The 24,275-nt window shown below is 66.9% G+C and carries 23 protein-coding genes; 4 read left to right on the forward strand and 19 right to left on the reverse strand.

Annotated features, from left to right (window positions below):
- Positions 1-70: 70 nt before the first annotated feature.
- From PJW05_RS24780 to pip, 3 genes are all read right to left on the reverse strand, one after another.
- Positions 71-862, reverse strand: a complete 792-nt coding sequence (locus PJW05_RS24780; RefSeq protein WP_271409577.1) for a transporter substrate-binding domain-containing protein — start codon at positions 860-862, stop codon at positions 71-73.
- Positions 863-983: 121 nt separating this feature from the next.
- Positions 984-1,421, reverse strand: coding sequence for a D-aminoacyl-tRNA deacylase (dtd, locus tag PJW05_RS24785; protein WP_271409578.1), 438 nt, complete (start codon positions 1,419-1,421; stop codon positions 984-986).
- Complete coding sequence (gene pip, locus PJW05_RS24790; protein WP_271409579.1) at positions 1,421-2,395, reverse strand: prolyl aminopeptidase; 975 nt, start codon at positions 2,393-2,395, stop codon at positions 1,421-1,423. The genes dtd and pip overlap by 1 nt, the downstream gene beginning before the upstream one ends.
- Before the next feature lie 93 nt (positions 2,396-2,488).
- Between pip and PJW05_RS24795 the strand changes: the two genes are divergently transcribed.
- From PJW05_RS24795 to PJW05_RS24805, 3 genes are all read left to right on the forward strand, one after another.
- On the forward strand, positions 2,489-2,920 hold the full coding sequence (locus tag PJW05_RS24795; protein WP_271409580.1) for a hypothetical protein: 432 nt from the start codon (positions 2,489-2,491) through the stop codon (positions 2,918-2,920).
- A complete protein-coding gene (locus PJW05_RS24800; protein WP_271409581.1) occupies positions 2,917-3,390 on the forward strand; it encodes an NUDIX domain-containing protein in 474 nt (157 codons plus the stop codon). Before PJW05_RS24795 ends, PJW05_RS24800 begins: the two co-directional genes overlap by 4 nt.
- 152 nt (positions 3,391-3,542) lie before the next feature.
- On the forward strand, positions 3,543-4,955 hold the full coding sequence (locus PJW05_RS24805; RefSeq protein ID WP_271409582.1) for an FAD/NAD(P)-binding protein: 1,413 nt from the start codon (positions 3,543-3,545) through the stop codon (positions 4,953-4,955).
- A gap of 57 nt (positions 4,956-5,012) precedes the next feature.
- Here the strand turns inward: PJW05_RS24805 and hutG are convergent, their stop codons facing one another.
- The 12 genes from hutG to hutC all read right to left on the reverse strand — a co-directional run bounded on the left by hutG (position 5,013) and on the right by hutC (position 18,868).
- A complete protein-coding gene (gene hutG, locus PJW05_RS24810; RefSeq protein WP_271409583.1) occupies positions 5,013-5,816 on the reverse strand; it encodes an N-formylglutamate deformylase in 804 nt (267 codons plus the stop codon).
- Positions 5,809-7,017, reverse strand: coding sequence for an imidazolonepropionase (gene hutI / locus PJW05_RS24815; protein ID WP_271409584.1), 1,209 nt, complete (start codon positions 7,015-7,017; stop codon positions 5,809-5,811). The genes hutG and hutI overlap by 8 nt, the downstream gene beginning before the upstream one ends.
- Positions 7,014-8,546 (reverse strand): HAL/PAL/TAL family ammonia-lyase, encoded by a 1,533-nt coding sequence (locus PJW05_RS24820; RefSeq protein WP_271409585.1) that lies wholly within the window; start codon positions 8,544-8,546, stop codon positions 7,014-7,016. The genes hutI and PJW05_RS24820 overlap by 4 nt, the downstream gene beginning before the upstream one ends.
- Before the next feature lie 11 nt (positions 8,547-8,557).
- Entirely contained in the window at positions 8,558-9,388 is an 831-nt protein-coding gene (locus tag PJW05_RS24825; protein ID WP_271412299.1) for a quaternary amine ABC transporter ATP-binding protein, read from the reverse strand.
- Positions 9,385-10,236 (reverse strand): ABC transporter permease, encoded by an 852-nt coding sequence (locus PJW05_RS24830; RefSeq protein WP_271409586.1) that lies wholly within the window; start codon positions 10,234-10,236, stop codon positions 9,385-9,387. The genes PJW05_RS24825 and PJW05_RS24830 overlap by 4 nt, the downstream gene beginning before the upstream one ends.
- A gap of 65 nt (positions 10,237-10,301) precedes the next feature.
- On the reverse strand, positions 10,302-11,270 hold the full coding sequence (locus PJW05_RS24835; protein WP_271409587.1) for an ABC transporter substrate-binding protein: 969 nt from the start codon (positions 11,268-11,270) through the stop codon (positions 10,302-10,304).
- A gap of 215 nt (positions 11,271-11,485) precedes the next feature.
- Positions 11,486-13,018, reverse strand: coding sequence for a histidine ammonia-lyase (gene hutH, locus PJW05_RS24840; RefSeq protein ID WP_271409588.1), 1,533 nt, complete (start codon positions 13,016-13,018; stop codon positions 11,486-11,488).
- 2 nt (positions 13,019-13,020) lie between these two features.
- Positions 13,021-14,691: a urocanate hydratase gene (gene hutU, locus PJW05_RS24845; RefSeq protein WP_271409589.1), complete on the reverse strand. Its 1,671-nt coding sequence runs from the start codon at positions 14,689-14,691 to the stop codon at positions 13,021-13,023.
- 39 nt (positions 14,692-14,730) lie between these two features.
- Positions 14,731-16,056 carry a YjiH family protein gene (locus tag PJW05_RS24850; RefSeq protein ID WP_271409590.1) on the reverse strand — a complete coding sequence of 442 codons (1,326 nt, stop codon included), beginning with the start codon at positions 16,054-16,056 and terminating at the stop codon, positions 14,731-14,733.
- Positions 16,057-16,313: 257 nt separating this feature from the next.
- Positions 16,314-17,321, reverse strand: coding sequence for an ABC transporter substrate-binding protein (locus tag PJW05_RS24855; protein WP_271409591.1), 1,008 nt, complete (start codon positions 17,319-17,321; stop codon positions 16,314-16,316).
- Between the two features lie 210 nt (positions 17,322-17,531).
- Positions 17,532-18,119: a HutD/Ves family protein gene (locus tag PJW05_RS24860; RefSeq protein ID WP_271409592.1), complete on the reverse strand. Its 588-nt coding sequence runs from the start codon at positions 18,117-18,119 to the stop codon at positions 17,532-17,534.
- Positions 18,116-18,868, reverse strand: a complete 753-nt coding sequence (hutC, locus tag PJW05_RS24865; RefSeq protein ID WP_271409593.1) for a histidine utilization repressor — start codon at positions 18,866-18,868, stop codon at positions 18,116-18,118. The genes PJW05_RS24860 and hutC overlap by 4 nt, the downstream gene beginning before the upstream one ends.
- Before the next feature lie 177 nt (positions 18,869-19,045).
- On the opposite strand from hutC, the gene PJW05_RS24870 reads away from it, so the two are divergent.
- Positions 19,046-20,410, forward strand: a complete 1,365-nt coding sequence (locus PJW05_RS24870; protein ID WP_271409594.1) for a formimidoylglutamate deiminase — start codon at positions 19,046-19,048, stop codon at positions 20,408-20,410.
- 60 nt (positions 20,411-20,470) lie between these two features.
- Here PJW05_RS24870 and bamE read toward each other — a convergent pair whose 3' ends face one another.
- From bamE to PJW05_RS24890, 4 genes are all read right to left on the reverse strand, one after another.
- Positions 20,471-20,725, reverse strand: coding sequence for an outer membrane protein assembly factor BamE domain-containing protein (bamE, locus tag PJW05_RS24875; protein WP_271409595.1), 255 nt, complete (start codon positions 20,723-20,725; stop codon positions 20,471-20,473).
- A gap of 67 nt (positions 20,726-20,792) precedes the next feature.
- Positions 20,793-21,392 carry a DUF924 family protein gene (locus tag PJW05_RS24880; RefSeq protein ID WP_271409596.1) on the reverse strand — a complete coding sequence of 200 codons (600 nt, stop codon included), beginning with the start codon at positions 21,390-21,392 and terminating at the stop codon, positions 20,793-20,795.
- 3 nt (positions 21,393-21,395) lie between these two features.
- Positions 21,396-22,406: a class 1 fructose-bisphosphatase gene (locus PJW05_RS24885; RefSeq protein ID WP_271409597.1), complete on the reverse strand. Its 1,011-nt coding sequence runs from the start codon at positions 22,404-22,406 to the stop codon at positions 21,396-21,398.
- A gap of 147 nt (positions 22,407-22,553) precedes the next feature.
- Positions 22,554-24,203, reverse strand: coding sequence for a histidine kinase N-terminal 7TM domain-containing diguanylate cyclase (locus PJW05_RS24890; RefSeq protein ID WP_271409598.1), 1,650 nt, complete (start codon positions 24,201-24,203; stop codon positions 22,554-22,556).
- Between the last annotated feature and the right edge of the window lie 72 nt (positions 24,204-24,275).

Below are 24,275 nucleotides of genomic sequence, written 5' to 3' on the forward strand. Positions count from 1 at the left end.
CAAAAGGCAGGCCCGGCCTTGTGGGCCGGGCCTGTCGCTGCCAGCAGGGGGCTTGGGGCCGCCGCCGGGCTTATTCCATTTCTTTCAGCCAGTCGTTCTTCTTGAACCACTTGGTGTGGATGCGATCGTAGGTGCCGTCGTGGCGGATCTGGTTCATCCAGTTGTTGATCCAGTTGAGGCTGTCGTAGTCGCCCTTCTTCAGGCCGAAGGCCAGGGGTTCGAAGGTGAAGGGCTCTTCCAGGAACACCAGCTTGCCGGCGCCGGCCTTGTTCACTGCTACCACGTTGTACGGGGCGTCGTAGATGAAGGCGTCGGCCTTGCCGTTGACCACGTCCATCACCGCTTCCTGTTCATTGTCGAAGCCGTGGTACTGGGCCTTGGCGATCAGTTTCTTGGCGACCATCTCGCCGGTGGTGCCGATCTTGGAAGTGATGCGGTACTTGGCGTCGTTCAGGTCCTTGTACGACTTGATCTCGCCTTGCAGCTCCTTGCGGATCAGCAGGGTCTGGCCGACCACGATGAAGGGCTCGGAGAAGTTGATGCGCAGGTTGCGCTCCTGGGTCAGGGTCATGCCGGAGCCGATCATGTCGAACTTGTCGGTCAACAGGGCCGGGATGATGCCGTCGTAGCTGGTGGACACCAGCTCCAGCTTGACACCCATGGACTTGGCCATGGCTTTCAGCAGGTCGACTTCAAAGCCGATGATCTCACCGCGCTTATTGGTCATTTCGAAGGGCATGTAGGTCGGGTCCATGCCGACGCGCAGGGTGCCGCGCTTGACAGCGTCGTCCACCATGCCGGCGTGGGCCATGCCGGTCAGCGCACTGGCGGCGAACAGCAGGGATGCAAGAAACTTTTTCAATTCTTTCTCCTAATGGGGCAGCTCGTTGTTGTTGTGCAGCCCACGGACGACGGGGCATGGCGCGCATGCTAACGCCCCGCTCCGTGGATGGCGAGTCGCAGCTAGCAGATATCGGGCCAGCTCAGCTTTCGAGCAGGAACGTGACGGGACCGTCGTTGACCAGGTGCACCTGCATGTTGGCACCGAAGCGCCCCGTGGCGACCTGTGGATGCTTCTCGCGGGCCCGGCGCACCAGGTAGTCGAACAGCGCCTCGCCGAGGGCCGGCGAAGCCGCGCTGGAGAAACTGGGGCGCAGGCCGCTGTTGGTATCGGCCGCCAGGGTGAATTGGGACACCAGCAGCAGGCCGCCGCCGATGGCACCCAGGGACAGGTTCATCTTGCCCTCGGCATCGGCGAAGACCCGGTAGTTGACCAGCTTGTGCAGCAGTTTGTCGGCGCTGGCCTCGCTGTCCTGGGGCTCGACGCCCACCAGCACCAGCAGCCCCTGGTCGATGGCGCCGACCACTTCGCCTTCCACCTCGACCCGCGCCGCGCTGACCCGTTGCAGCAGGGCCTTCATCAGGCGTCTTCCTCCGGCAGCATGTTCAGCAGGCGGCGGGCCATCTGGTAGGTGGCCCGCACCAGGGCGTCGGTGATGCCGGCCTCGGACGCGGCATGGCCGGCGTCGCGGACGATCTGCAACTCGCTGTTGGGCCAGGCCTTGTGCAGCGCCCAGGCATTGTCCAGCGGGCAGATGGCGTCATAACGGCCATGCACGATCACCCCCGGCAGGTGGGCGATGCGCGGCATGTCGCGGAGCAACTGGTTGGGTTCGAGGAAGGCGTTGTTGACGAAGTAGTGGCATTCGATGCGGGCGATGGACAGGGCGCGCATGGGCTCGCTGAAGCGTTCCACCACCGGCGCGCTGGGGCGCAGGGTGGCGGTGCGGCCCTCCCAGGTGGACCAGGCCTTGGCGCTGTGCATCTGGGCGATCTGGTCCGGGCCGGTGAGGCGCTTGTAGTAGGCCTGCATCAGGTCGCCATGCTCCTCGGCCGGGATGGGCGCCAGGTAATCTTCCCAGTAATCCGGGAACATCCGGCTGCAGCCTTCCTGGTAGAACCAATGGAAGTCTTCCGGGCGGCACAGGAAGATGCCGCGCAGGATCAGACCGAGCACCCGTTCCGGGTGGGCCTGGGCGTAGGCCAGGGACAGGGTCGAGCCCCAGGAGCCGCCGAACAGCACCCATTTGTCGATCCCCAGGTGCTGGCGAATACGCTCCAGGTCGGCCACCAGGTCCCAGGTGGTGTTCTTCTCCAGGCTCGCATGGGGCGTGGAACGGCCGCAGCCGCGCTGGTCGAAGGTGACGATGCGGTACAGGTTCGGGTCGAAGAAGCGCCGACTCATGGCGTCGCAACCGGCCCCCGGCCCGCCATGGATGAACACCACCGGCAGGCCTTCCGGCGTGCCGCTTTCATCCACGTACAGCACATGCGGCGCATCCACCGCGAGTTCGTGCCGGGCGTAGGGTTTTATCTCCGGATACAAAGTCTGCATGCTGGGCTCCCGAAACTGTGCGCAAGGTCGACCCCTGAGCGGGACCGGCCTTCTAACCTGCCGGGCATCATAACGAGGAAAAAGGAGTTCAGCATGCTACTCAGGAAGTTCGCGCTGCCGACGCTCTGCGTTCTGGCAATCCTAGCCGGTTGTGGCCGTGAGGACCCGGCCGCGGAACTGGACGCGGCGGTGCAACGGCTACAGGCCAACCTCGAAGCGAAGAAGACCGGCGCGGTGCTGGAACAGTTGCACCCGCAGTTCACCGCCCAGCAGCAGAACGACCGCGACTGGGCCAAGCGCACCATGACCCTGCTGTTCATGCGCCACAAGAACGTCAGCGTACTGGCCATCAGCAAGGCGAATCGCCTGGACCCGACCTACCGCGAGAAGGGCTACACCGAGGCGCAGGTGGCCCTGACCGGTGCCGAGGGGCTGATTCCCGACAGCGCGCGGCATTACGGCGTGAAGCTGGAGTGGTGGCTGGACGACGGCGATTGGAAACTCGCAAGGCTGGACTGGCAATGAGCGCGCCGCTCAGCCATCGCATCCGCGCCGCCGGCCTGCTGGTACGCGACGGTCGCATCCTGCTGGTCAAGCATGTGGTGGGCGACGACATCTACTGGATACCGCCGGGCGGCGGCTTCGAGTCGCAGAGCGACGAATCCACCCGCGACACGGTTCGCCGCGAGTTCATGGAGGAAACCGGGCTGGAAGTGGACGTCGGCCCGCTGGTCTACGTCCGCGAGTTCGCCGAGCCGGCCATGGGCCGCTTCCACCTGGAGCTGTTCTACCGGATCGACGCCTGGCACGGCGAACTCAGCCTGGCCAACCTCAACGGCCTGGGCGGCGACGAATTCGAAATCCGCGAGCTGGGCTGGGTCAGCCGCGACGAACTGGCCGCCCTGCCCTTCTATCCGGCGGAGCTGCTGGACGATGTCTGGGAGCGGGTGGCGGCCGAGGTGGTGGTGATCCGCCACCTCGGCCTGCAACGCTGAAGCGGCCGGCGGCGCTCGGCTTTTCCCAGCGGCTCGCCGCCACGCAAAGGCGGCTGTTAGAGCCGTTGGCTATGGCCGCAATCAGCACATGTTCTGGCGTGCCGTCCCCCTGGCGCTAAGTTTGGGAAGACCTCTGCGCGAGGACAATCAGCATGCACCCAGAACCGCTGGAGACCGACTACCTGGTCATCGGCGCCGGCGCGGCGGCGATGGCCTTCGTCGACACGCTGCTCAGCGAGTCCGACGCCACCGTGCTGATGGTGGACCGCCACGCCAGCCCCGGTGGCCACTGGAACGACGCCTACCCCTTCGTGCGGCTTCACCAACCTTCCGCCTGCTACGGCGTGAACTCCCGCGAACTGGGCAGCGGCCAGAAGGACAGCTCCGCGCTGGGGGAAAACCTCTACGAACTGGCCTCCGGCTCGGAAATCCTCAGTTACTACGATCAGGTGATGAACCAGTGCTTCCTGCCATCGAGGCGCGTGCGCTACTGCCCCATGTGCGACTACGTCGGGGACCGTGCATCGGACCATCGCTTCGTTTCCCTGCTCAGCGGCCGTGAGTACCGGGTGCGGGCGCGGCGCAAGCTGGTCGATGGCACCCTTGCCCGGACCCAGGTGCCCTCCACCCATCCCCCGAAGTACCGGGTCGCCGACGGGGTGACCTGCATACCGCCCAACCGGCTGCCGCAGGTCCGCCAGCCCTATCCCGCCTATGTGGTGATCGGGGCCGGCAAGACCGGCATCGATACCTGCCTGTGGCTGCTGCTGCAGGGTGTGGCGCCGGCGTCGATCCACTGGATCATGCCCAGCGACCCCTGGCTGGTGGATCGCGCCACCCTGCAACCCGGGCTCGAGTACTTCGAGCAGAGCGTCCGCGGCGTCACCGCACAGTACTCGGCCATCGCCGCGGCCTCCTCGCTCGCGGACCTGTTCGAGCGGCTCGAACGATCCGGCCCGCTGCTGCGCATCGATCCAGCCGTCACACCCAGGGCCTATCGCGGCGCCACCGTCACCCGGGCCGAACTCGGCGCCCTGCGCGGCATCGGCAACAAGGTCAGGCTGGGCCACGTCGAGGTGATCGGGCCAGGGAAGGTCCTACTGGAAAGTGGCGCTATCGAGGTGCCCGCCGGGGCCCTGTTCATCGACTGCAGCGCCAACGGCCTGGGCGGCTGGGACGTGACGCGGGTGTTCGACGGGAACAGGGTCAACCTGGCCTTCGTCAGCAACAATCAGCCGGTATTTTCGGCGGCCCTGATCGCCTACGTCGAATGCCACCTGACAGACGACGCCGAGAAGAACGCCTGCTGCCAGCCGGTGCCTGTTCCACGGCTGCCGGAGGACTGGCTCAGGATCTGGGCGGTCCACCTGCGCAACTTCCAGCGCTGGCGCGAAAACACGGCCATGACCCAGTGGCTGTTCAGCTCCCGCCTGTTCCTGATGACCACCGTGATACGCGAGGTTCGTCCCGACGACGGCGAACGCCAGGCCCTGCTCCGCGAACTGCACCTGACCCGGCAGCAGGCTGCGGAGAATCTGCCGAAACTGATGGCGCTGCTTGCCTGAGCGACAGCCGGGCACAGGGACGCACTGCCGCCGGAAGCCCTCGCCGCCGTCCCCCGATCATCGGCCGTAGCGCTGGCGCCCCCACCCGAGCATCGCCTGCAGCAGGCTCTTCAGCACCGCCTGGGTCGGCACCGCCAGGTCTTCGCGGTAGTCGAAAGGCACCTGTTCGTCCATGTAGGTGCACTGGGCCAGTTCCAGCTGCACCGCATGAATATGCTGGTCCGGCTGGCCGTAGTGGCGGGTGATGTGACCGCCCTTGAAGCGGCCGTTGAGCACGTGGCTGTAATCCTTCGCCCCGGCGCAGACCGCCAGCAGCGCCTCGGCCAAACCGGGGTCGCAGCTGGCGCCGGCATGGGTGCCCAGGTTGAAGTCCGGCAAGCGGCCTTCGAACAGGCGCGGGACGAAGGAGCGGATGGAGTGGGCATCGAACAGCAGCGCATAGCCGAACTCGGCCTTCATGCGCGCCAGCTCGTCGGCGATGGTGCGGTGGTAAGGCGTCCAGATTTCCGCCAGGTAGCGCGCCCGCTCCGCCGCGGAAGGCTCCTCGCCCTCGCGGTAGAGCGGCTCGCCGTCGAACAGGGTCGCCGGGTAGAGGCCGGTGGTCGCGGTGGCGTAGAGCGGCTTGTCATCGGCCGGCCGGTTGAGGTCGATGACGTAGCGCGAGTATTGCGCCGCCAACGTGCTCGCCCCCAGCTCGGCGGCGAAGTCATAGAGGCGCGGGATGTGCCAGTCGGTATCGGTGAGGTCCCAACCGGCCTCCACCAGGCCGGCTTCCACCACCGGGGTCAGCAGCGTGCCGGGGTGCGGCATGCTGATCAGCAGCGGCACGCTGCCGCGACTGAAGCAGAGAACGTTATCCACAGTCGATCTCCTGTCCGTGTCGAATCACCCGTTTGGGCAGGTCGCCGCCCAACCAGTAGGCCAGCTCCGCCGGGCGCTGGATGTCCCAGGCGATGAAGTCGGCCACCTTGCCCACCTCCAGGCTGCCATGGCTCTCGGCCAGGCCCAGGGCCTTCGCGGCGTGCAGGGTGGCACCGGCCAGCGCTTCCTCCGGGGTGAGGCGGAAGGCGGTGCAGGCCATGTTCAGCATCATGCGCAGCGACAACGCCGGCGAGGTGCCGGGGTTGAGGTCGGTGGACACGGCCATGGCCACCCCATGCTTGCGCAGCGCCTCGATGGGCGGTAGCTGGGTTTCCCGCAGCAGGAAGAAGGCCCCCGGCAGCAGCACGGCGACGGTGCCGGCCTTGGCCATGGCGATGGCGTCTTCCTCCGTCATGTATTCCAGGTGGTCCGCCGACAGCGCCTGGTAGCGCGCGGCCAGGCTGGAGCCGTGCAACGACGACAGCTGCTCGGCATGCAGCTTCACCGGCAGGCCCAGCTCACGCGCCACCTTGAACACCCGCTCCACCTGATCCGGGGAGAAGGCCAGGTGCTCGCAGAAGGCATCCACCGCATCCACCAGTCCCTCGCCGGCGAGGGTCGGCAGGATGCTGTCGCAGACATGCGCGATGTAGTCGTCGGCGCGGCCGGCATATTCCGGCGGCAAGGCGTGGGCGGCCAGGCAGGTGGCGCGCACGGTGATGGGCAGGACCTCGCCCAGGCGGCGGGCGACGCGCAGCATCTTGCGCTCGCTGGCCAGGTCCAGGCCGTAGCCGGACTTCACCTCCAGGGTGGTCACACCGTCGCGCAGCAATTGCCGGGCGCGGCGCACGGCGCTCTCCAGCAGCTCGTCTTCGCTGGCGTCGCGGGTGGCGCGCACGGTACTGGCGATGCCGCCGCCCTGGGCGGCGATCTCGGCGTAGCTGACGCCCTCCAGGCGCTGTTCGAACTCGCGGCTGCGGTCGCCACCGAACACCAGGTGGGTGTGGCAATCGATCAGCCCAGGGGTGACCCAGGCGCCGCCGAGGTCGACCTCCACGTCGTAGGGAATCGCCGGCAACTCGGCGCGCGGACCGATCCATTCGATGCGTCCGGCATAAGTGACCAGCACCGCGTCCTCGACGATGGCGTACTTGCCGCCGCGCAGGGTGGCGGCGTGGCAGTTGTGCCAGAGGTGTTTCATTGCAGTCCTCCAATGCGCGCGGCGATGCCATCCAGCACGGCGCGGTCGGCGAGCAGGTCGGCGGCGCGGGCGATGTCCGGTGCCAGCCAGCGGTCCTGGTCGTAGGCCGGAACCCGTTCGCGCAGGGCTTCCCAGGCCGCGCCAGTGCCCGCGCCAAAGCCCAGCGGCCTGTGGAACTCGAAGGCCTGGGCGGCCAGCAGGTACTCGATGGCAAGGATGCGACGGCCGTTCTCCAACGCCTTGCCCAGCTTGAGCGCGGCACTGGTGCCCAGGCTCAGGTGGTCTTCCTGCAGGCCCGAGGTAACGAAGTTATCCACAACGGATGGCTGCGCCAGTTGGCGGTTCTCGCCAGTCAGGGCGGCGGCGACGTACTGGGCGATCATCATCCCCGAGTTGACGCCCGGCTGGCTCACCAGGAAGGCCGGCAGGCCGCTGACCAGCGGGTTCACCAGGCGGTCGAGGCGGCGTTCGGCGATACCGCCCAACTCGGCCACGGCAATGGTCAGGAGATCGGCCGCCATGGCCACCGACTCGCCATGGGGGTTGGCCTGGGACACGACCTTGTAGCGGTCCGGCGTGCCCAGCAGCAGCGGGTTGTCGTTGGCCGCCGCCAGTTCGGTGTCCACCTGGCGCGCGGCGTGGGCCAGTTGATCGCGGCAGGCGCCGTGTACCTGCGGAATGGAGCGGATGCTCAGGGCGTCCTGGGTGCGGATGCCCTGGCTGGCGGCAACCACCTCGCTGCCCTGCAGCAGGGCCAGCAGGTTGGCACCCACTGCCCGTACGCCGGGGTAGGGCTTGAGGGCGATGATGTCCGGGTCGAAGGCGGCAAGCTGCCCGCGCAGGGCCTCGAAGCTCATGGCGCCGATCACGTCGGCCCAGCGCATCAGCCGCTCGGCATCGTCCAACGCCAGGCAGGTCAGGCCGGTCATGCAGGGCAGGCCGTTGACCAGGCAGAGCCCGTCCTTGGCGCCCAGGCGCACTGGTTCCAGGCCTTCGGCAGCCAGCGCCTCGGCGGCGGGCACCACCCGGCCGCGCCAGCTCACTTCGCCGACACCGAGCAGGGTGATGCCGACATGGGCCATGTGGGTCAGGTAGCCCACCGAGCCCTGGGACGGCACCTGCGGGGTGATGCCGCGCTCCAGCAGCGCCAGCAACGCCTCCACCACGTGCCGCTGCAGGCCGGAACGGCCGTGGCTGTAATTGATGATGGCGCAGCAGATGATGGCGCGGGTCTGCTCATCGGCCAGCATCGGGCCGACGCCGCAGGCGTGGCTGAGCAAGGTATTGCGCGACAGCGCGGCGAACTGCTCGGTGCTCAGCACCACCTCGCTGAGGGCGCCGAGGCCGGTGCTGATGCCATAGGCGCGCTCACCCCGCTCGACGATGCGCTCGACGATGCCACGGGCGTTGTCGATGCGCGCCCAGGCCGCCGGCGTCAGTTCCAGGCGTGCGCCGTGGCGAGCCACCGCCACCACCTCGCGCCAGGTCAGCGGCGTATCGCCCAGCAGGACTTTCTCGGGTACGGACATCCACGTCTTCCTTACAGGTTGGCCACGCGGCGTTGGACGAAGCGGTCGACGTAGTCGTCCGCCGGCTGGTGGAGGATTTCCTTCGGCGTGCCCACCTGGATCAGTTGGCCATCCTTGAGGATGGCGATGCGGTTGCCGATGCGCACCGCTTCATCCAGGTCGTGGGTGATGAAGACGATGGTCTTCTGCAGGGTCTTCTGCAGTTCCAGCAGTTGCTCCTGCATGTCGGCGCGGATCAGCGGGTCGAGGGCGCTGAAGGCTTCGTCCATGAGGATGATGTCGGTGTCCGCAGCCAGCGCGCGGGCCAGGCCGACACGCTGGCGCATGCCGCCGGAGAGCTGGTGCGGGTAGGACCTCTCATAGCCCTTCAGGCCGACGGTGGTGATCCAGTGCTGGGCGCGCTCCAGGCAGCAGGCCTTGGTCTCGCCACGGACCTTGAGGCCGTAGGCGACGTTGTCCAGCACGTTCTTGTGCGGCAGCAGGCCGAAGCTCTGGAACACCATGCTGATCTTCCGCCGGCGGAATGCCCGCAACTGCTCCATGTCGTAGCCGAGGATGTCCTCGCCATCCACCAGGATCTGCCCGCTGGTGGGATCGATCAGGCGGTTGAAGTGACGCACCAGGGTGGACTTGCCGGAGCCGGACAGGCCCATGATCACGAAGATCTCGCCGGCGCCGATGGACAGCGACAGGTCGTTGACCCCGACCACGCAACCGGTGCTGGACAGCACGTCGGCCTTGCTCTTGCCCTGCTGGATCAGCGCCAGCGCCTCGTCGGCGCGCTGGCCGAAGATCTTGAATACGTTCTTGACGACGATCTTGCTCATAGTCTCGCCACTCAGTTGCTGGCTGCGTGCCGCGAACGGCCGTAAGCCTGGGTGATGCGGTCGAAGACCACGGCCAGGATGACGATGGCCAGGCCCGCTTCCAGGCCCTTGCCGACGTTCAGTGTCTGGATGCCCACCAGTACGTCCTCGCCCAGGCCGCGGGCGCCGATCATGGAGGCGATCACCACCATCGACAGAGCCATCATGGTGGTCTGGTTGATGCCCGCCATGATGCTCGGCAGGGCCAGTGGCAGCTGCACGCCGAACAGTTGCTGCCAGCGATTGGCGCCGAAGGCGTTCACCGCCTCCATCACTTCCTTGTCCACCTGGCGGATGCCCAGGTCGGTGAGGCGGATCAGCGGCGGCGCGGCGTAGATCACGGTGGCGAAGATGGCTGGCACCTTGCCCAGGCCGAACAGCATCAGCACCGGGATCAGGTACACGAAGCTGGGCATGGTCTGCATGATGTCCAGCAGCGGCATCAGCACCGCGCGCAGGCGGTCGCTGCGGGCGGCGAGGATGCCCAGGGGAATGCCGATCAGCACCGAAATGAAGGTGGCCACCAGCATCAGCGCCACGGTCTGCATGAGCTTGTCCCAGAGGCCCACGGCGCCCACCAGGAACAGCAGGCCGGTGATCACCAGGGTCGGCACGGCGCGCCGGGTGGCGTGCCAGGCGATGCCGGCGACCACCGCCAGCACCAGCCACCAGGGCGTGGCACGCAGCACACCTTCGAGATAGACGATGGCCCAGAGCAGCGTGTCGGAGATGTGGCGGAACACGTCGCCGTAGTTGGTCACCAGGCTGTCGACCCAGCTGTTGACCCAGTCGGCGATGGAGAAGGTGAAGCGTTCAGGGAACATGGTTCGCTCCGGTCAGGGTAGACGGCCCCTCGTACCGGAGGGGCCTGGATGAATGACGTCCGCGGTCAGAGGGCGGCGTCGATCTTCTTCGCCGCGTCTTCGCTGACCCAGGCGCGCCACACGTCCGGATGCTCCTTGAGGAAGACCTTGGCCAGGTCCGCCGAGTCCATCTTTTCCTTGGCCATCTTCGCCAGGTTCTGGTTCAGCAGCTCGATCGGCACATTCACCTTGGTCAGCACCGCCACCAGTTCGGGGGCCTCGTCATGGAAGGTCCTGGACAGGCCGACCTGGATGGTCACGTTCTTGTCCACGCCGGGCTTTTCCTCCAGCTTGACCAGGTCCGCCTGGCCCATCAGCGGCGTCGGCGACCAGTAATAGAAAAGGATAGGCTCACCGCGGCGATAGCTCGACAGCACGGCCGCATCCAGGGCCGGACCGGTGCCGGGGCGGAAATTGGTGAACGTGTCTTCCAGGCCGTAGCGCTTGAGCATCTCGCTGTTGTCCAGCTCGCAAGTCCAGCCGGCCGGGCAATTGTAGAAGCGGCCCTTGCCCGGCTCTTCCGGGTCGCGGAACAGTTCGGCGTACTGGCCGAGGTCGGCGATGGCCTTGAGTTGCGGCGCCTTGGCCTCGATGCCGCGCTTGGCATCGCCCTCGATCACATAGCGCGGCACGTACCAGCCTTCGGTGGCGCCGACGATGGGAGCGCCCACGCCCACCACCTTGCCGGCGGCGGCGGCCTTGTTCCAGGCGTCGCTGCGGCCGATCCACTCTTCGGCGAAGATCTGGATGTCGTTGTTGCCCAAGGCCTGTTCCATGGTGATGGAGTTGCCCGGCAGGCTGTCGGTCTCGCAGCCGTAGCCGTTCTTCAGCACGAACTGCAGCAGGTCGGTGAGCAACATGCCGCTTTCCCAGTTGAGGCCGGCGAACTTCACCGGCTTGCCGGACTCGCACCAGCCCGCCGCCTGGGCGGAAGCCGTCCCGGCCAGCAGACCTGCCGCACACACCAGGCCCAACACTCGCTTCTTGAATTGCATGTTCCGACGCTCCTGAAACTTGGTAAGGGGTTAAGGCAGTTCGTTCATTCGCAGAAGCCGGTGGTATCGGCTCCCGCTGCCAGAAACTGGCGATGGTTGTGTTCAACGACCGGCCACGACGTGTAGTCGTCCCGGGGGCCTCATGCCGTTGTTCTACGGTCTTCCTGACCCGAGGCCGGCGTTGTGCGCCCGCCTCTGTTTTCAGTACTTCGGATTCACAGGCTCGGCAGCATCTTCGCGGGTACCAGCGCGTTCAGGCAGCCGCTGGCCAGCAGGTCGCTGGCGGTTTCGATGTCGGGCGCGAAGAAGCGGTCTTCCTGGTAGTAGGGCACCCTGGAACGCAGCAGGCCGCGCGCTTCTTCCAGCTTCGGCGAGCTCTTCAGGCCGGTGCGGAAGTCCAGGCCCTGACAGGCGCCCAGCCATTCGATGGCAAGGATGCCGCGCACGTTGTCGGCCATCGCCCAGAGGCGCTTGCCGGCGTTCGGCGCCATGGACACGTGATCCTCCTGGTTGGCCGAGGTGGGCAGGCTGTCGACGCTGGCCGGGTGAGCCAGGGCCTTGTTGTCGCTGGCCAGGGCGGCGGCGGTGACCTGGGCGATCATGAAGCCGGAGTTGACCCCGCCGTTCTCCACCAGGAAGGGCGGCAGCTGCGACATGTGCATGTCCATCATCAGCGAGATGCGCCGCTCGGACAGCGAACCGATCTCGGCGATGGCCAGGGCGATGTTGTCGGCGGCCATGGCCACCGGCTCGGCGTGGAAGTTGCCGCCGGAAATCACGTCGCCTTCTTCGGCGAACACCAGCGGGTTGTCGGAGACGGCGTTGGACTCGATCTCCAGCACCTCGGCGGCCTGGCGCAGCTGGGTCAGGCAGGCGCCCATGACCTGCGGCTGGCAGCGCAGGGAGTACGGGTCCTGCACCTTGTCGCACTTCTCGTGGGAGCGGGCGATTTCGCTGCTGGCGGTGAGCAGTTCGCGGTAGGCGGCGGCGGCGTCGATCTGCCCGCGCTGGCCACGGGCAGCGTGGATGCGCGCGTCGAAGGGCGCGCGGGAGCCGAGCATGGCCTCGACGCTGAGGCTGCCGCAGACGGTGGCGGCGGCGTACAGGTCCTCGGCCTCGAACAGGCCGCGCAGCGCGTAGGCAGTGGACACCTGGGTGCCGTTGAGCAGGGCCAGGCCCTCCTTGGCGGCCAGGGTCAGGGGCTCCAGCCCGGCGACCGCTAGGGCCTCGGTGGCCGGCAGCCACTGGCCCTGGTGGCGCGCCTTGCTCTCGCCGAGCAGAAGCAGGGACATGTGTGCCAGGGGCGCCAGGTCGCCGGAGGCACCCACCGAGCCCTTGAGCGGGATGTGCGGATAGACCTCGGCGTTCAGCAGCGCCACCAGGGCGTCGATCACCTTGCGACGGATGCCCGAGAAGCCACGGGCCAGGCTGTTCACCTTGAGCAGCATGATCAGCCGCACCATGGCGTCGTCCAGGGCTTCGCCGACGCCGGCAGCGTGGGACAGCACCAGCGAACGCTGCAGTTTTTCCAGGTCGGCCGGGGCGATGCGGGTCGACGCCAGCAGGCCGAAACCGGTGTTGATGCCGTAGGCGGTGCGCCCCTCGGCGATGATGCTTTCGACACAGGCGACGCTGGCGTCGATGCCGGCCGCGGCGCTGGCATCGAGACTGACCCGCAGCGGCTGCAGGTAGGCCTGGCGCAATTGCGCCAGGCTCAGGTGTCCGGGTTTCAGATTCAGCACGTTCACACTCACGCTCCTTTGCCAATCATCGGCAGGTTCAGGCCCTGTTCCCTGGCGCAGTCGATGGCGATCTGGTAACCGGCATCGGCATGACGCATGACCCCGGTGCCCGGGTCGTTGGTCAGCACGCGGGCGATGCGCGCGGCGGCTTCGTCCGTGCCGTCGCAGACGATCACCATGCCCGAGTGCTGGGAGAAGCCCATACCCACGCCGCCGCCGTGGTGCAGCGACACCCAGGTGGCGCCGCTGGCGGTGTTCAGCAGGGCGTTCAGCAGCGGCCAGTCGGACACGGCATCGGAGCCGTCGGCCATGGCTTCGGTTTCACGGTTCGGGCTGGACACCGAGCCGGAGTCCAGGTGGTCGCGGCCGATGACGATGGGCGCCGACAGCTCGCCGGAACGCACCATCTCGTTGAATGCCAGGCCCAGCTTGGCGCGCAGGCCCAGGCCGACCCAGCAGATGCGCGCTGGCAGGCCCTGGAAGCTGATGCGCTCGCGGGCCATGTCCAGCCAGCGGTGCAGGTGGGCGTCGTCCGGGATCAGCTCCTTGACCTTAGCGTCGGTCTTGTAGATGTCCTGCGGGTCGCCGGACAGCGCGGCCCAGCGGAACGGGCCGATGCCGCGGCAGAACAGCGGGCGGATATAAGCCGGGACGAAGCCGGGGAAGTCGAAGGCATTGGCCACGCCCTCTTCCTTGGCCATCTGGCGGATGTTGTTGCCGTAGTCGAAGGTCGGCACGCCCTGCTTCTGGAAGTCCAGCATGGCCTGCACGTGCACGGCCATGGACTGCTTGGCGGCCTTGACCACGGCGGCCGGGTCGGTCTGGGCGCGGTCGCGGTACTCGTCCCAGGTCCAGCCGGCCGGCAGGTAGCCGTTCAGCGGGTCGTGGGCGCTGGTCTGGTCGGTAACCATGTCCGGGCGCACGCCACGGCGCACCAGCTCCGGCAGGATTTCGGCGGCGTTGCCGTGCAGGGCGATGGAGATCGCCTTGCCTTCGGCGGTGTACTGCTTGATGCGTGCCAGGGCGTCGTCCAGATCCTTGGCCTGCTCGTCGACATAGCGGGTCTTCAGGCGGAAGTCGATGCGGCTCTGTTGGCATTCGATGTTCAGCGAGCAGGCGCCGGCCAGGGTCGCGGCCAGGGGCTGGGCGCCGCCCATGCCGCCGAGGCCGGCGGTGAGCACCCAGCGGCCGCTGAGGTTGCCGTTGTAATGCTGGCGGCCGGCCTCGACGAAGGTTTCATAGGTGCCCTGGACGATGCCCTGGCTGCCGATGTAGATCCAGCTGCCGGCGGTCATCTGGCCGTACATGGCCAGGCCCTTGGCATCCAGTTCGTTGAAGTGCTCCCAGGTGGCCCAGTGGGGGACCAGGTTGGAGTTGGCGATCAGCACGCGCGGGGCGTTGGCGTGGGTCTTGAACACGCCGACCGGCTTGCCGGATTGCACCAGCAGGGTCTCGTCCTCGTTCAGTGCCTTGAGGGTCTCGACGATCTTGTCGTAGCACTCCCAGTTGCGCGCGGCGCGGCCGATGCCGCCGTACACCACCAGCTCCTTCGGGTTCTCCGCCACTTCCGGGTCGAGGTTATTCATCAGCATGCGCAGCGGCGCTTCGGTCAGCCAGCTCTTGGCGTTCAGCGTGTTGCCACGCGGGGCGCGGATTTCGGTGTCACGGAATTTGGTCATGGCAGGGGCCTCTTCAAAGGGTAGTAGCAGGAGCGGCAATCAGAGCCAGCCCATGAATTGCGCCAGGTACGCCAGCGGGATGCTGAACACCAGGCTGAGAATCGTGCGCTGCAGCCAGACGACCACGAGGTCGCGCAGGCTCAGGGGTATCCGCGTGGCCAGCACGCAGGGAATGGAGGCGGACAGGAACAGCACGCTGCTGACCGACACGATGGCGGTGACGAACTTGACCAGCACGTCGGCATCCTTCAGCAGCATGGCCGGCAGGAACATCTCGGCCAGGCCGGCCGAGATGGCCCGTGCGACCTCCATCGGCTCGTTCAGGTCGAACAGCCAGGTAAGCGGGTAGAGCAGCACGCCGACAGCGTCGAACAATGGGGTGTACTTGGCCGCCAGCAAACCCAGCAGGCCGACGGCAAGAATGCTTGGCAGGATCGCCGCGGTCATGCGCAGGCCATCGACGAAGGTTTCCCGCAACGAGGACAGCAGGGACGGGGCGTTGCTTGCCTGCTCCAGGCCGGCGTGCCAGGCGCTGCGCAAACGGCTGACGCCTGGCTGCAACCGTGGCTCGGGGCGTGCATCGGATGGCAGCCGCGACAGCGGATAGATGCGCGCACTGATGGCGGTCACCGCGAAGGTCACGGCCATCGCGCCCCAGAAGTACAGGTTCCACTGCTCCATCAGGCCGAGGGTCTTGGCGATGATCACCATGAAGGGTGCGGAAACCGTGGAAAATCCGGTCGCGATGATCGCCGCCTCACGCACGCTGTAGTGGCCTTGCTGGTACATGCGGTCAGTGATCAGCAGACCCACGGAATAGCTGCCGACGAAGGAAGCCACCGCATCGATCGCCGATTTGCCCGGCGTGCGCCAGATCGGTCGCATCACCGGCTGCATCAGCACGCCGATCAGTTCCAGCAGGCCAAAGCCGATCAGGAACACCAGCGACAACGCACCCAGCGGCACGATCAGCGACAGGCTGAGCACCAGCTTCTCGAACAGGAAGGGCAGCATCCCCGGCTGGTAGATCACCTGCGGGCCGACCTTGAACAGGTAGGCCACACCGATCAGCAGACCGAGCACCTTCAGCACGCTGAACACCAGACGGGTCGCACCCTTGCGCCAGCTGCCGCTGTACCAGGGCTCGACCGCCCCATACAGCATGAACAGCAGCGCCATGCCTATCACCAGCGGCCGCGCGTGGACCTGCAGCGCCGTGGCGGCATGGTCCAGCAGGATGGTCGAGCGGCCGGCAATCTCGAACGGCACGAAGAACAGCACCAGACCGATCAGGCTGTAACCCAGCAAACGGGCCAGGGCATACCCACGGGATGACGCAAGGGGCGGCGAAAGTTCTTCGGGCATCGCTGAAATCTCCGCATGGGGGGGATGATTGCTTGAATGTCTGCACACATCTCTACTTGTACATACAAGCATAAGCAAGCAAAGGGCCAACTCGGGTTTCGCCGTCGAGAAACCACGAGGAAGCCTTGAATCGCGCGGGAATCAGAGGACCGGCCAGCGCGATGGCGCCAGCCGAAAAGGCCCAGCCACTTGTTACCGAAGCGGAAAATGCTCGATTTCGAAGCACCCCAGCCCCAAATTGGGGAGTTAGGTAACAGTCACTTCAGGGACGCGTCGATGCGCTGGGCCACTTCGGCCGGCACCCACTGCGACCAGATATCCCGGTGCTGGCGGAAGAAGGTATCGGCCATGGGGCCGGCCTCGGTGCGCTCCTCGGCCATGCGCGCAAGGATGCCGTTGAACAGCGGCAGGGGGATTTCCATCCTCTCGAAGACCCGCACCAGCGCTGGCGCCTGATCGCGAAGGTCGCGGGAAACGCCGATGGCGATCTTCGCCGGCAGCGAGCGGGTGCCGATGGGCTTGGGATTGCCGGGGTCGATCAGGGTTTCCCAGGCCTTCTGATCGAAGGGCGGCTCTTCAAGCTGCACCAGCTTGTAGCGCCCCATCAGCGGCGTCGGCGACCAGTAGTAGAAGAGAATCGGCTGGCGTCGGCGGATCGCCGAGTTGATCGCCGCATCCAGCGCCGGGCCAGTGCCGGTGCGGAAATTCACATAGCTGTCGTCCAGGCCATAGGCCTTGAGCTTCTGAGTGTTGACACCCTCGCAGGTCCAGCCGGTGGGGCAGTTGTAGAAGCGCCCCTTGCCGGGGGATTCCGGGTCCTTGAACAGCGCCTTGAAGCGCGGCAGGTCGCTCACCGAGCGCAGTCCGGCAGCCGGCGCATCCGCGCCTTCCACCAGGTACTCGGGCACCCACCAGCCTTCGGTAGCGCCCTTCACCGGCTCGCCCACGGCGAACACCTCGCCGGCCGCCTCGGCCTTGCGCCACAACTCGCTGCGCCCGGCCCACTGCTCGGCGATCACCTGGATATCGTTCTGCCGCAGGGCGTTCTCCATGGTCAGGGTGTTACCGGGCAGCACATCGGTGCTGCAGCCATAACCCTTCTCCAGCAGCAGGCGCAGCACCTCGGTGGTGAACATGCCGCTTTCCCAGTTCAACCCGGCCAGCACCACGGGCTTGGGATAGGGGCAATCGGCGGCATTCGCCTGCTGGACGGCAGGCAGGGCCAGGGACAGGACGATGGCAGCGAGAACGCTGTGGCGGGGCATGGGCGGCTCCGGTAGGCGTAGCGGGCGACAGGGTTAGGTGTAGACCCTGTGGCGCTATCCTGCCCGCTTGTCCGCGAAGCTGGGGAAATGCATCTGTGGGAGCGAATCCATTCGCGAATGGCCGCAAAGCGGCCACAGGGATGCTTGCAGGACAAGCCTGCGGCTTGCTTCGCGAATGAATTCGCTCCTACAGCAGAGCCGAACGATCTATTAACGCGGCGACAGCTCGATCAGGCAGCAGGCCGCGCCGTTGCCGCTCAGCGTCACTTCGGCAAGGGTTCCAGGCGTTTCCAGATGCAGGCAGTCATGGCGCCCCAGTACGTCGGACCGCTGGCCCTCATGGCTTAGGCTCACTCCATCCTCCGCGGCGAACAACAACAGGCTGCGGGCGGCGCTGAACAGCTTCAACGCCCCGTCCACCCGCAACCATTGCAGGCGGGCGTTGTAGCGCCTGGGCGAATAGATGAGGTTGAAGTCGCGGATCGGACCACCGATCAGCTCGCAGTGCACGGCACCGCCGCCATCGAAGGCGAAGGCGTCCAAAACGGTGAGGTCGCGTGAACGCAGGCCATCCACCTCAAGGCGCATGCCGGCGCCCTCCAACACGGTGATCACCCGCTGGTAGCCGCTGAAGGCGGAGAAACCACCCGATTCGCCGACATCGGCAATCGACAGCCGCCAGCCGAAGCCATCGAGACCGTCGCCCGCATCACGGGCGATTTCCTGGGTGGAACCGGCGCCGTTCTTCCACGGCATGCGGGGGTAATCGGCGGCGCGCAGCAGGCGGGATTGGGTCATGAACCGAAACGTCCTTCGAGGCGGTAGCGGGAACCGGGATAGAGCAGGCGCGCGCTGGTCACGGTGTTGCGTCCGGACCAGGTGCGCCGGCGAATCAGCAGGCAGGGCTCGCCGCGCTCGATCTGCAGCAGCTTGCACTCCTCGGCGTCGGCGAGGATGGCCTCGACCACGTGTTCGCCCTCGGTCAGCGGCGCCACCTGGGAGAGGTAGGCATAGGGCGTCTGGCGGGTGAAGTCCTGCTTCAGGTAATCGGGGGCGACGGCCGGGTTCACGAAGCGGTCCTCGATCTGCACCGGCACATCGTTCTCGAAATGCACGATGCGCGAATGGAAGACCCGCTGGCCTTCGCGCAGGTCCAGCGCCAGGGCGCGCTCGGGGCCGGCCACTTCATCCACCAGGCTGACCACCACGCAGTGGTGGCGATGGCCGCGCTGGGCGATCTCCTCGGCGATGTTGTGCACCTCGAACAACGCCGACTGGCCCTTGGGCTCGGCGACAAAGGTGCCCACGCCCTGCATGCGCACCAGCAGCCCCTCGGCGGTCAGCTCGCGCAGGGCGCGGTTGATCGTCATGCGGCTGAAGCCCAGCTCGCTGACCAGCTCGCTCTCGGACGGCACGCGGTAGTGCGGCGGCCAGGCGCCGCTCTGGATCTGCTGGCTGATCATCTGCTTGACGCGGGCGTAGAGCGGCGCCGGGGTTTCGCCCATCTGGGCGGCCAGCGAGGATGGTGCGGAGGGCGAACTGGACACGGGTATCTCCTTGTCGGCGTGGGCTGGACAGGCAAGGCCCGGAACGGGGGCGCCCGCTTCCGGCATGTACCGGATTCGACAATTCCAGACAAGTGCGCGACTGGCGTGAGTTTACGTTACCCGCAAACGTCTGTATATGTATATACAAATAAAACCACCCTCCCCCGGGGCCTCGCCATGTCCGCATTCTTCGCTGAACGCGCCCTGCTGCCGCAAGGCTGGGCACGCAACGTCCGCTTCGACCTTTCCTCCACCGGCCTGATCGAACGGGTCCAGGCCGAGGCCGGCGCGGAAGGCGCCGAGCGCCTACGGGGTCCGGTCCTGGCGGGCATGCCCAACCTGCATTCCCACGCCTTCCAGCGCGCGATGGCCGGGCTCGCCGAAGTGGCGGGCAATCCCGAGGACAGCTTCTGGACCTGGCGCGACCTGATGTACCGGCTGGTGGGCCGGCTCGGTCCGCGACAGGTGGAAGTCATTGCCCGGCAGCTCTATATCGAGATGCTCAAGGCCGGCTACACCAGCGTCGCCGAGTTCCACTACGTGCACCATGACGTCGACGGCCGCCGCTACGCCGACCCAGCCGAACTTGCCCTGCGGGTCAGCCAGGCGGCTCGCGACGCCGGCATCGGCCTGACCCTGCTGCCGGTGCTCTACAGCCACGCCGGCTTCGGCGGCCAGGCCCCCAACGACGGGCAACGCCGCTTCATCCACAGCACCGACAGCTACCTGGCCCTCCAGGAACGCCTGCAGGGCGAAATCGCCCGCCGCCCGAACCAGCAACTGGGCCTGTGCTTCCACTCCCTGCGCGCGGTCACGCCCGAGCAACTGGCAACGGTGCTGGACGCCGAACGGGGCGTCCGCCCCATCCATATCCATATCGCCGAACAGCAGAAGGAAGTGGACGACTGCCTCGCCTGGAGCGGACGCCGCCCGCTGCAGTGGCTATACGAGAACGCGCCGGTGGATGAACGCTGGTGCCTGGTCCATGCCACCCATGCCGAAGCCGACGAAGTGGCCGCGATGGCCGGCAGCGGTGCGGTGGCCGGACTGTGCCTGAGCACCGAAGCCAACCTGGGCGACGGCATATTCCCGGCGGTGGACTTCCTCGCCCGAGGCGGCCGCCTGGGCATCGGTTCCGACAGCCATGTCTCGGTGAGCGTGGTGGAAGAACTGCGCTGGCTGGAATACGGCCAGCGCTTGCGCGACCAACGCCGCAACCGCCTCTATCGCGCCGACCAGCCGCACGTGGGCCGCACCCTGTTCGACGCCGCGCTGGCCGGCGGCGCCCAGGCACTGGGCCAGCCGGTGGGGGCGTTGGCGGCCGGCAAGCGTGCCGACTGGATCGTTCTCGACGGCAACGACCCTTACCTCGCCACCGCCGAAGGCGACGCCCTGCTCAACCGCTGGCTGTTCGCCGGCGGTGACCGTCAGGTGCGCGACGTGATGGTGGGTGGAAGCTGGGTGGTGCGAGATGGCCGGCACGCCGCCGAGGAAGAAACGGCGAGGGCGTTCGCGGACGTGTTGCGGGACGCCTTGCGCTGACCAGCGGCGTCCGTCACCTCCAGCCCCTCTTCAGGGAGGGGCCTGGGGGCGGGGTCAATGTCACTTGAGCCCCTTGCCGGAGAACATCAGCACCTTGTCGCCCGCGTACTGCACGCTGACGAAGGTCTTTTCATCGCCCCAGGTGCAGCTGGTGAACCCCACTGCACCGGCGCACTCGGTGGGACTGCCCAACAGCATCTCCACTTCGGCCTTGGTCATGCCGGACTTGAGCTTGGAATAGTTTTCCTGGTTGAGCTTGTTGCAGGCGGCCAGCGCCAGGCAGCAGGACAACAGGGCGAGAATACGCAGGGACATGAAACGCTCCTTGGCGGATGGGATGCGACCAGCTTGGCACAGCGGTCGCGAGAGTGCCCATTGGAGCCTAGAAGCGCGAACCGGGTTCCAGCAGGAACGCGGATTCTTCGGCGCTGGAGGTGCGGCCGAGCGTGGCGTTGCGATGGGGAAAGCGGCCGAAACGGGCGATCACCACCCGATGACGCTCGGCAAAGTCGAAGAAGTTGGCGAACAGCTCGCGCTCGGCGGCGTCGCAGCCGTCCAGCAACTGCTGGTAGCGGTAGAGGGCGCGTTCCTGGCTGGCCAGGTCCTCGGCGTGCTCCAGCACCAGATAGACGAACACCTGGCGGATCGGCGCGAGATCGCGCTCCAGGCCGCGGGCAAGGCCGTGCGCCACCAGCGCCTGGGCACGGGCGTCGCCGGAAAACCCGCGCGGGTCATTGCGAAAGAGCATGCGTGGCAACTGGTCCAGCAGGATGATCAGCGCCAGCCAGCCGTCCGGCTGGTCGGCCCAATGGGCCAGGCCGCCGTCCAGAGCCTGCTCCACCAGGTCACCGAAGCGCTCGCGCGCCTCGGCGTCCTGACTGTCCTTCTTGCCGAACCAGAGCCCCTGGCGCGCCGCGGCGGTCTGGGTGGCGGAGGCTTCGGGGCCGAACCACCAGTCAAGCAACGGCTGCCAGGGCTGCATGGGTTACTCCTGGTGGTAACCGGTGACGCGGGCGACTTCTTCCTTCGAGCCGAGGAAGACCGGTACGCGCTGGTGCAGGGAGGTCGGCTGGATATCGAGGATGCGCTGGCGGCCATCGGTGGAGGCGCCGCCGGCCTGCTCGATGATGAAGGACATCGGGTTGGCTTCGTACATCAGGCGCAGCTTGCCGGGTTTCTCCGGCTCACGGGCATCCCAGGGGTACATGAAGATGCCGCCGCGGGTGAGGATGCGGTGCACGTCGGCCACCATGGAGGCGATCCAGCGCATGTTGTAGTTCTTGCCCAGGACGCCTTCCTTGCCGGCCAGCATCTCGCTGACATAGCGCTTCACCGGGGCTTCCCAGTGGCGCTGGTTGGACATGTTGATGGCGAATTCGGCGGTGGTTTCCGGCACGCGGATGTTGTCATGGGTGAGCACGAAGCTGCCCAGCTCGCGGTCCAGGGTGAAGCCCTTCACGCCATCGCCCAGGGTCAGCATCAGCATGGTCTGCGGGCCGTAGATGGCGTAGCCGGCGGCGACCTGCTGGACGCCCGGCTGCAGGAACGCCTGCTCATTGAGGCTGTCGTTCTGCGAGAGGTACTGCTCGGGGCAACGCAGCACCGAGAAGATGGTGCCCACCGACACGTTCACATCGATGTTCGAGGAGCCGTCCAGCGGGTCGAACACCAGCAGGTAGGCGCCCTTCGGGTACTTGCCGGGAATCTGGTAGGCGTTGTCCATTTCCTCGGAGGCCATGCCCGCCAGGTGGCCGCCCCATTCGTTGGCTTCCAGCAGGATTTCGTTGGACATCACGTCCAGCTTCTTCTGCACCTCGCCCTGCACGTTCTCGGTGCCCATGCTGCCCAGCACGCCGCCCAGTGCGCCCTTGGACACCGCATGGCTGATTTCCTTGCAGGCGCGCGCGACGACCTCGATGAGGAAGCGCAGATCGGCAGGGGTGTTGTGGCTTCTGGTCTGCTCGATCAGGTAGCGACTCAGGGTAACGCGGGACATGGATTGGCTCCGGAGGGTGGAAAAATGCGCGCAGTTTAGCGCGACTCGATTCGCAATGCCTCACAGCGGGATGGAAGGTGCTGAAACCGCCGTCGCTGCCGCCCCGCCAGGCGGCGCAAACATCTGACGCCGCGGCCGGCCACAGGTTCAGCCGGCATCGGATGCCGCCAGGCCACGCACCTGGTTGCGACCGTTGCGCTTGGCTTCGTACAGCGCGGCGTCGGCCACCTGCATCAGCTCTTCCAGGGTCTGCCCCTGGGCGGGCCACACCGCGAGGCCGGCGGAAAGGGTCACCGAGAGCGGCCCTTCGCGGGTCGACAAGGGCTGGCTGGCGAGCGTCTCGCAGAGCGACCGCAAACGGGCGAAGGCTTCATCGCCGGTGGCACCGGGCAGCAGCAGGAGGAACTCCTCGCCGCCGATGCGGAACACCGCATCGCTACCGCGCAACTTGCCGGTGAGGTGGATGGCCACCGCGCGCAGCACGTCGTCGCCGACCAGATGGCCGTGGCGGTCGTTCAGTTGCTTGAAGTGGTCGAGGTCGATCAGCGCCAGGGCCACCGGCGTGCGGTCGCGTCGGCTGCGGCTCAGTTCGCGGGCGAACAGTTCGCCCAGGTGACGGCGGTTGTAGAGGCCGGTGAGCGGGTCGCGCAGGGCCTGTTCCTGCAACTGCTCGTGCAGGCGGGTAATGGTGCGCAGGCGCTCTTCGCTGGTCGCCAGGGCCTCGGCCAGCTTGAGCTCGCTGCGATGACGTTCGGTGATATCGCGCAGGTAGAGCATCTGCCCGAGGATGAAGGTGCCGCCGCGCGTGACCCGCTCGATATCGCGGGAGCGGACCTCGAAGAAGCGCGAGGAACTGACCGGGACCAACAGCATCTCCCGCTCCCCCGCCGCCAGCATGGCCTCCAGCTCCACACCGCACACCGGCCAGTTGTCCAGGGTCATGCCCTGCCAGGCCGGCGGCTGCCCGGCCAGCGCCAGGGCGGCGGGGTTGGCGTCGATCACCCGGTGCCTGGGGTCGACCACCAGCACCGGGTCGGGCAATTCCTCCAGCAGCAGGTGGCGGGCCACCGGTAGCAGGTCGAACAGGCGCACGCCGAGGATCAGGCAGGCGAAGGCCACCAGGGTGAAGGCGAAGCTGAACGGGGTGGGGTCGAAGCCAAACAAGGTCCAGCCATACACCACGTAGCTGAGGTTGGCACCCCAGGGCACGCAGGTGACCAGCACGAACGCCAGGTAATGCCGCCGGTGCAGGCCATGGCTGGCGAGGGCAGCGCGGGTCACCACCGTCAGGCAGAAGATCATGAAGACATAGACGTAGATGGCCACGGCATTGAACAGCGGGCCGTGGTCGTAGCGGATCGCCGCGCCCGGCGTCGCATCCACCGGCAGGGTGCCGGGGCCGTAGAACAGTTGGTGCCAGGGGTTGCTCAGGGCCATGACGGACGCCAGCAACGGGCCGATGCCGAGCAACAGGAAGCCGCGCAGGCTCAGGGGTTCGCGGATGCTGTTGACGTACTGCCAGAGGAACACCGCCCAAAAGGTGGGCACGCCGATGATCCCAGGCCAGGCCATGCTGGCCCAGAACACCTTGCATTGCGGTCCCTGCGCGGCCAGTTCGAGGCCAGCGGCAGCCAGCCACCAGCAGATGCCGACATGCAGGACGATGAAGCTCTCGCGACCGGGGAAATGTCGCTGGCGGCTGACCCAGCGCGCCATCAGGATCACCCCCAGCCCCACGGCGATGGTCAGCACCACCGGCCCGCCGAGGCTCCAGCCACTGGCCAGGCAGGCGTTCACCGCCACACCTCAGGACGCACGGCGGGCTGGAATACGACAACCGGATCGAACTGCTGAAGGTAGGGCACTGGC

This window comes from Pseudomonas sp. Q1-7, assembly GCF_028010285.1.
Taxonomy (GTDB): domain Bacteria; phylum Pseudomonadota; class Gammaproteobacteria; order Pseudomonadales; family Pseudomonadaceae; genus Metapseudomonas.

Excerpts from the sequence above, each read along its gene's own strand:
- PJW05_RS24805 (WP_271409582.1), top strand. The coding sequence starts at position 3,543 with ATGCACCCAGAACCGCTGGAGACCGACTACCTGGTCATCGGCGCCGGC.
- PJW05_RS24830 (WP_271409586.1), bottom strand. The coding sequence starts at position 10,236 with ATGTTCCCTGAACGCTTCACCTTCTCCATCGCCGACTGGGTCAACAGC.
- PJW05_RS24885 (WP_271409597.1), bottom strand. The coding sequence starts at position 22,406 with ATGTCCCGCGTTACCCTGAGTCGCTACCTGATCGAGCAGACCAGAAGC.
- hutI (WP_271409584.1), bottom strand. The coding sequence starts at position 7,017 with ATGAAACACCTCTGGCACAACTGCCACGCCGCCACCCTGCGCGGCGGC.
- PJW05_RS24820 (WP_271409585.1), bottom strand. The coding sequence starts at position 8,546 with ATGTCCGTACCCGAGAAAGTCCTGCTGGGCGATACGCCGCTGACCTGG.
- PJW05_RS24795 (WP_271409580.1), top strand. The coding sequence starts at position 2,489 with ATGCTACTCAGGAAGTTCGCGCTGCCGACGCTCTGCGTTCTGGCAATC.
- PJW05_RS24860 (WP_271409592.1), bottom strand. The coding sequence starts at position 18,119 with ATGACCCAATCCCGCCTGCTGCGCGCCGCCGATTACCCCCGCATGCCG.
- bamE (WP_271409595.1), bottom strand. The coding sequence starts at position 20,725 with ATGTCCCTGCGTATTCTCGCCCTGTTGTCCTGCTGCCTGGCGCTGGCC.
- hutU (WP_271409589.1), bottom strand. The coding sequence starts at position 14,691 with ATGACCAAATTCCGTGACACCGAAATCCGCGCCCCGCGTGGCAACACG.
- dtd (WP_271409578.1), bottom strand. The coding sequence starts at position 1,421 with ATGAAGGCCCTGCTGCAACGGGTCAGCGCGGCGCGGGTCGAGGTGGAA.
- PJW05_RS24880 (WP_271409596.1), bottom strand. The coding sequence starts at position 21,392 with ATGCAGCCCTGGCAGCCGTTGCTTGACTGGTGGTTCGGCCCCGAAGCC.
- PJW05_RS24870 (WP_271409594.1), top strand. The coding sequence starts at position 19,046 with ATGTCCGCATTCTTCGCTGAACGCGCCCTGCTGCCGCAAGGCTGGGCA.
- PJW05_RS24850 (WP_271409590.1), bottom strand. The coding sequence starts at position 16,056 with ATGCCCGAAGAACTTTCGCCGCCCCTTGCGTCATCCCGTGGGTATGCC.
- pip (WP_271409579.1), bottom strand. The coding sequence starts at position 2,395 with ATGCAGACTTTGTATCCGGAGATAAAACCCTACGCCCGGCACGAACTC.
- PJW05_RS24855 (WP_271409591.1), bottom strand. The coding sequence starts at position 17,321 with ATGCCCCGCCACAGCGTTCTCGCTGCCATCGTCCTGTCCCTGGCCCTG.
- PJW05_RS24835 (WP_271409587.1), bottom strand. The coding sequence starts at position 11,270 with ATGCAATTCAAGAAGCGAGTGTTGGGCCTGGTGTGTGCGGCAGGTCTG.
- PJW05_RS24800 (WP_271409581.1), top strand. The coding sequence starts at position 2,917 with ATGAGCGCGCCGCTCAGCCATCGCATCCGCGCCGCCGGCCTGCTGGTA.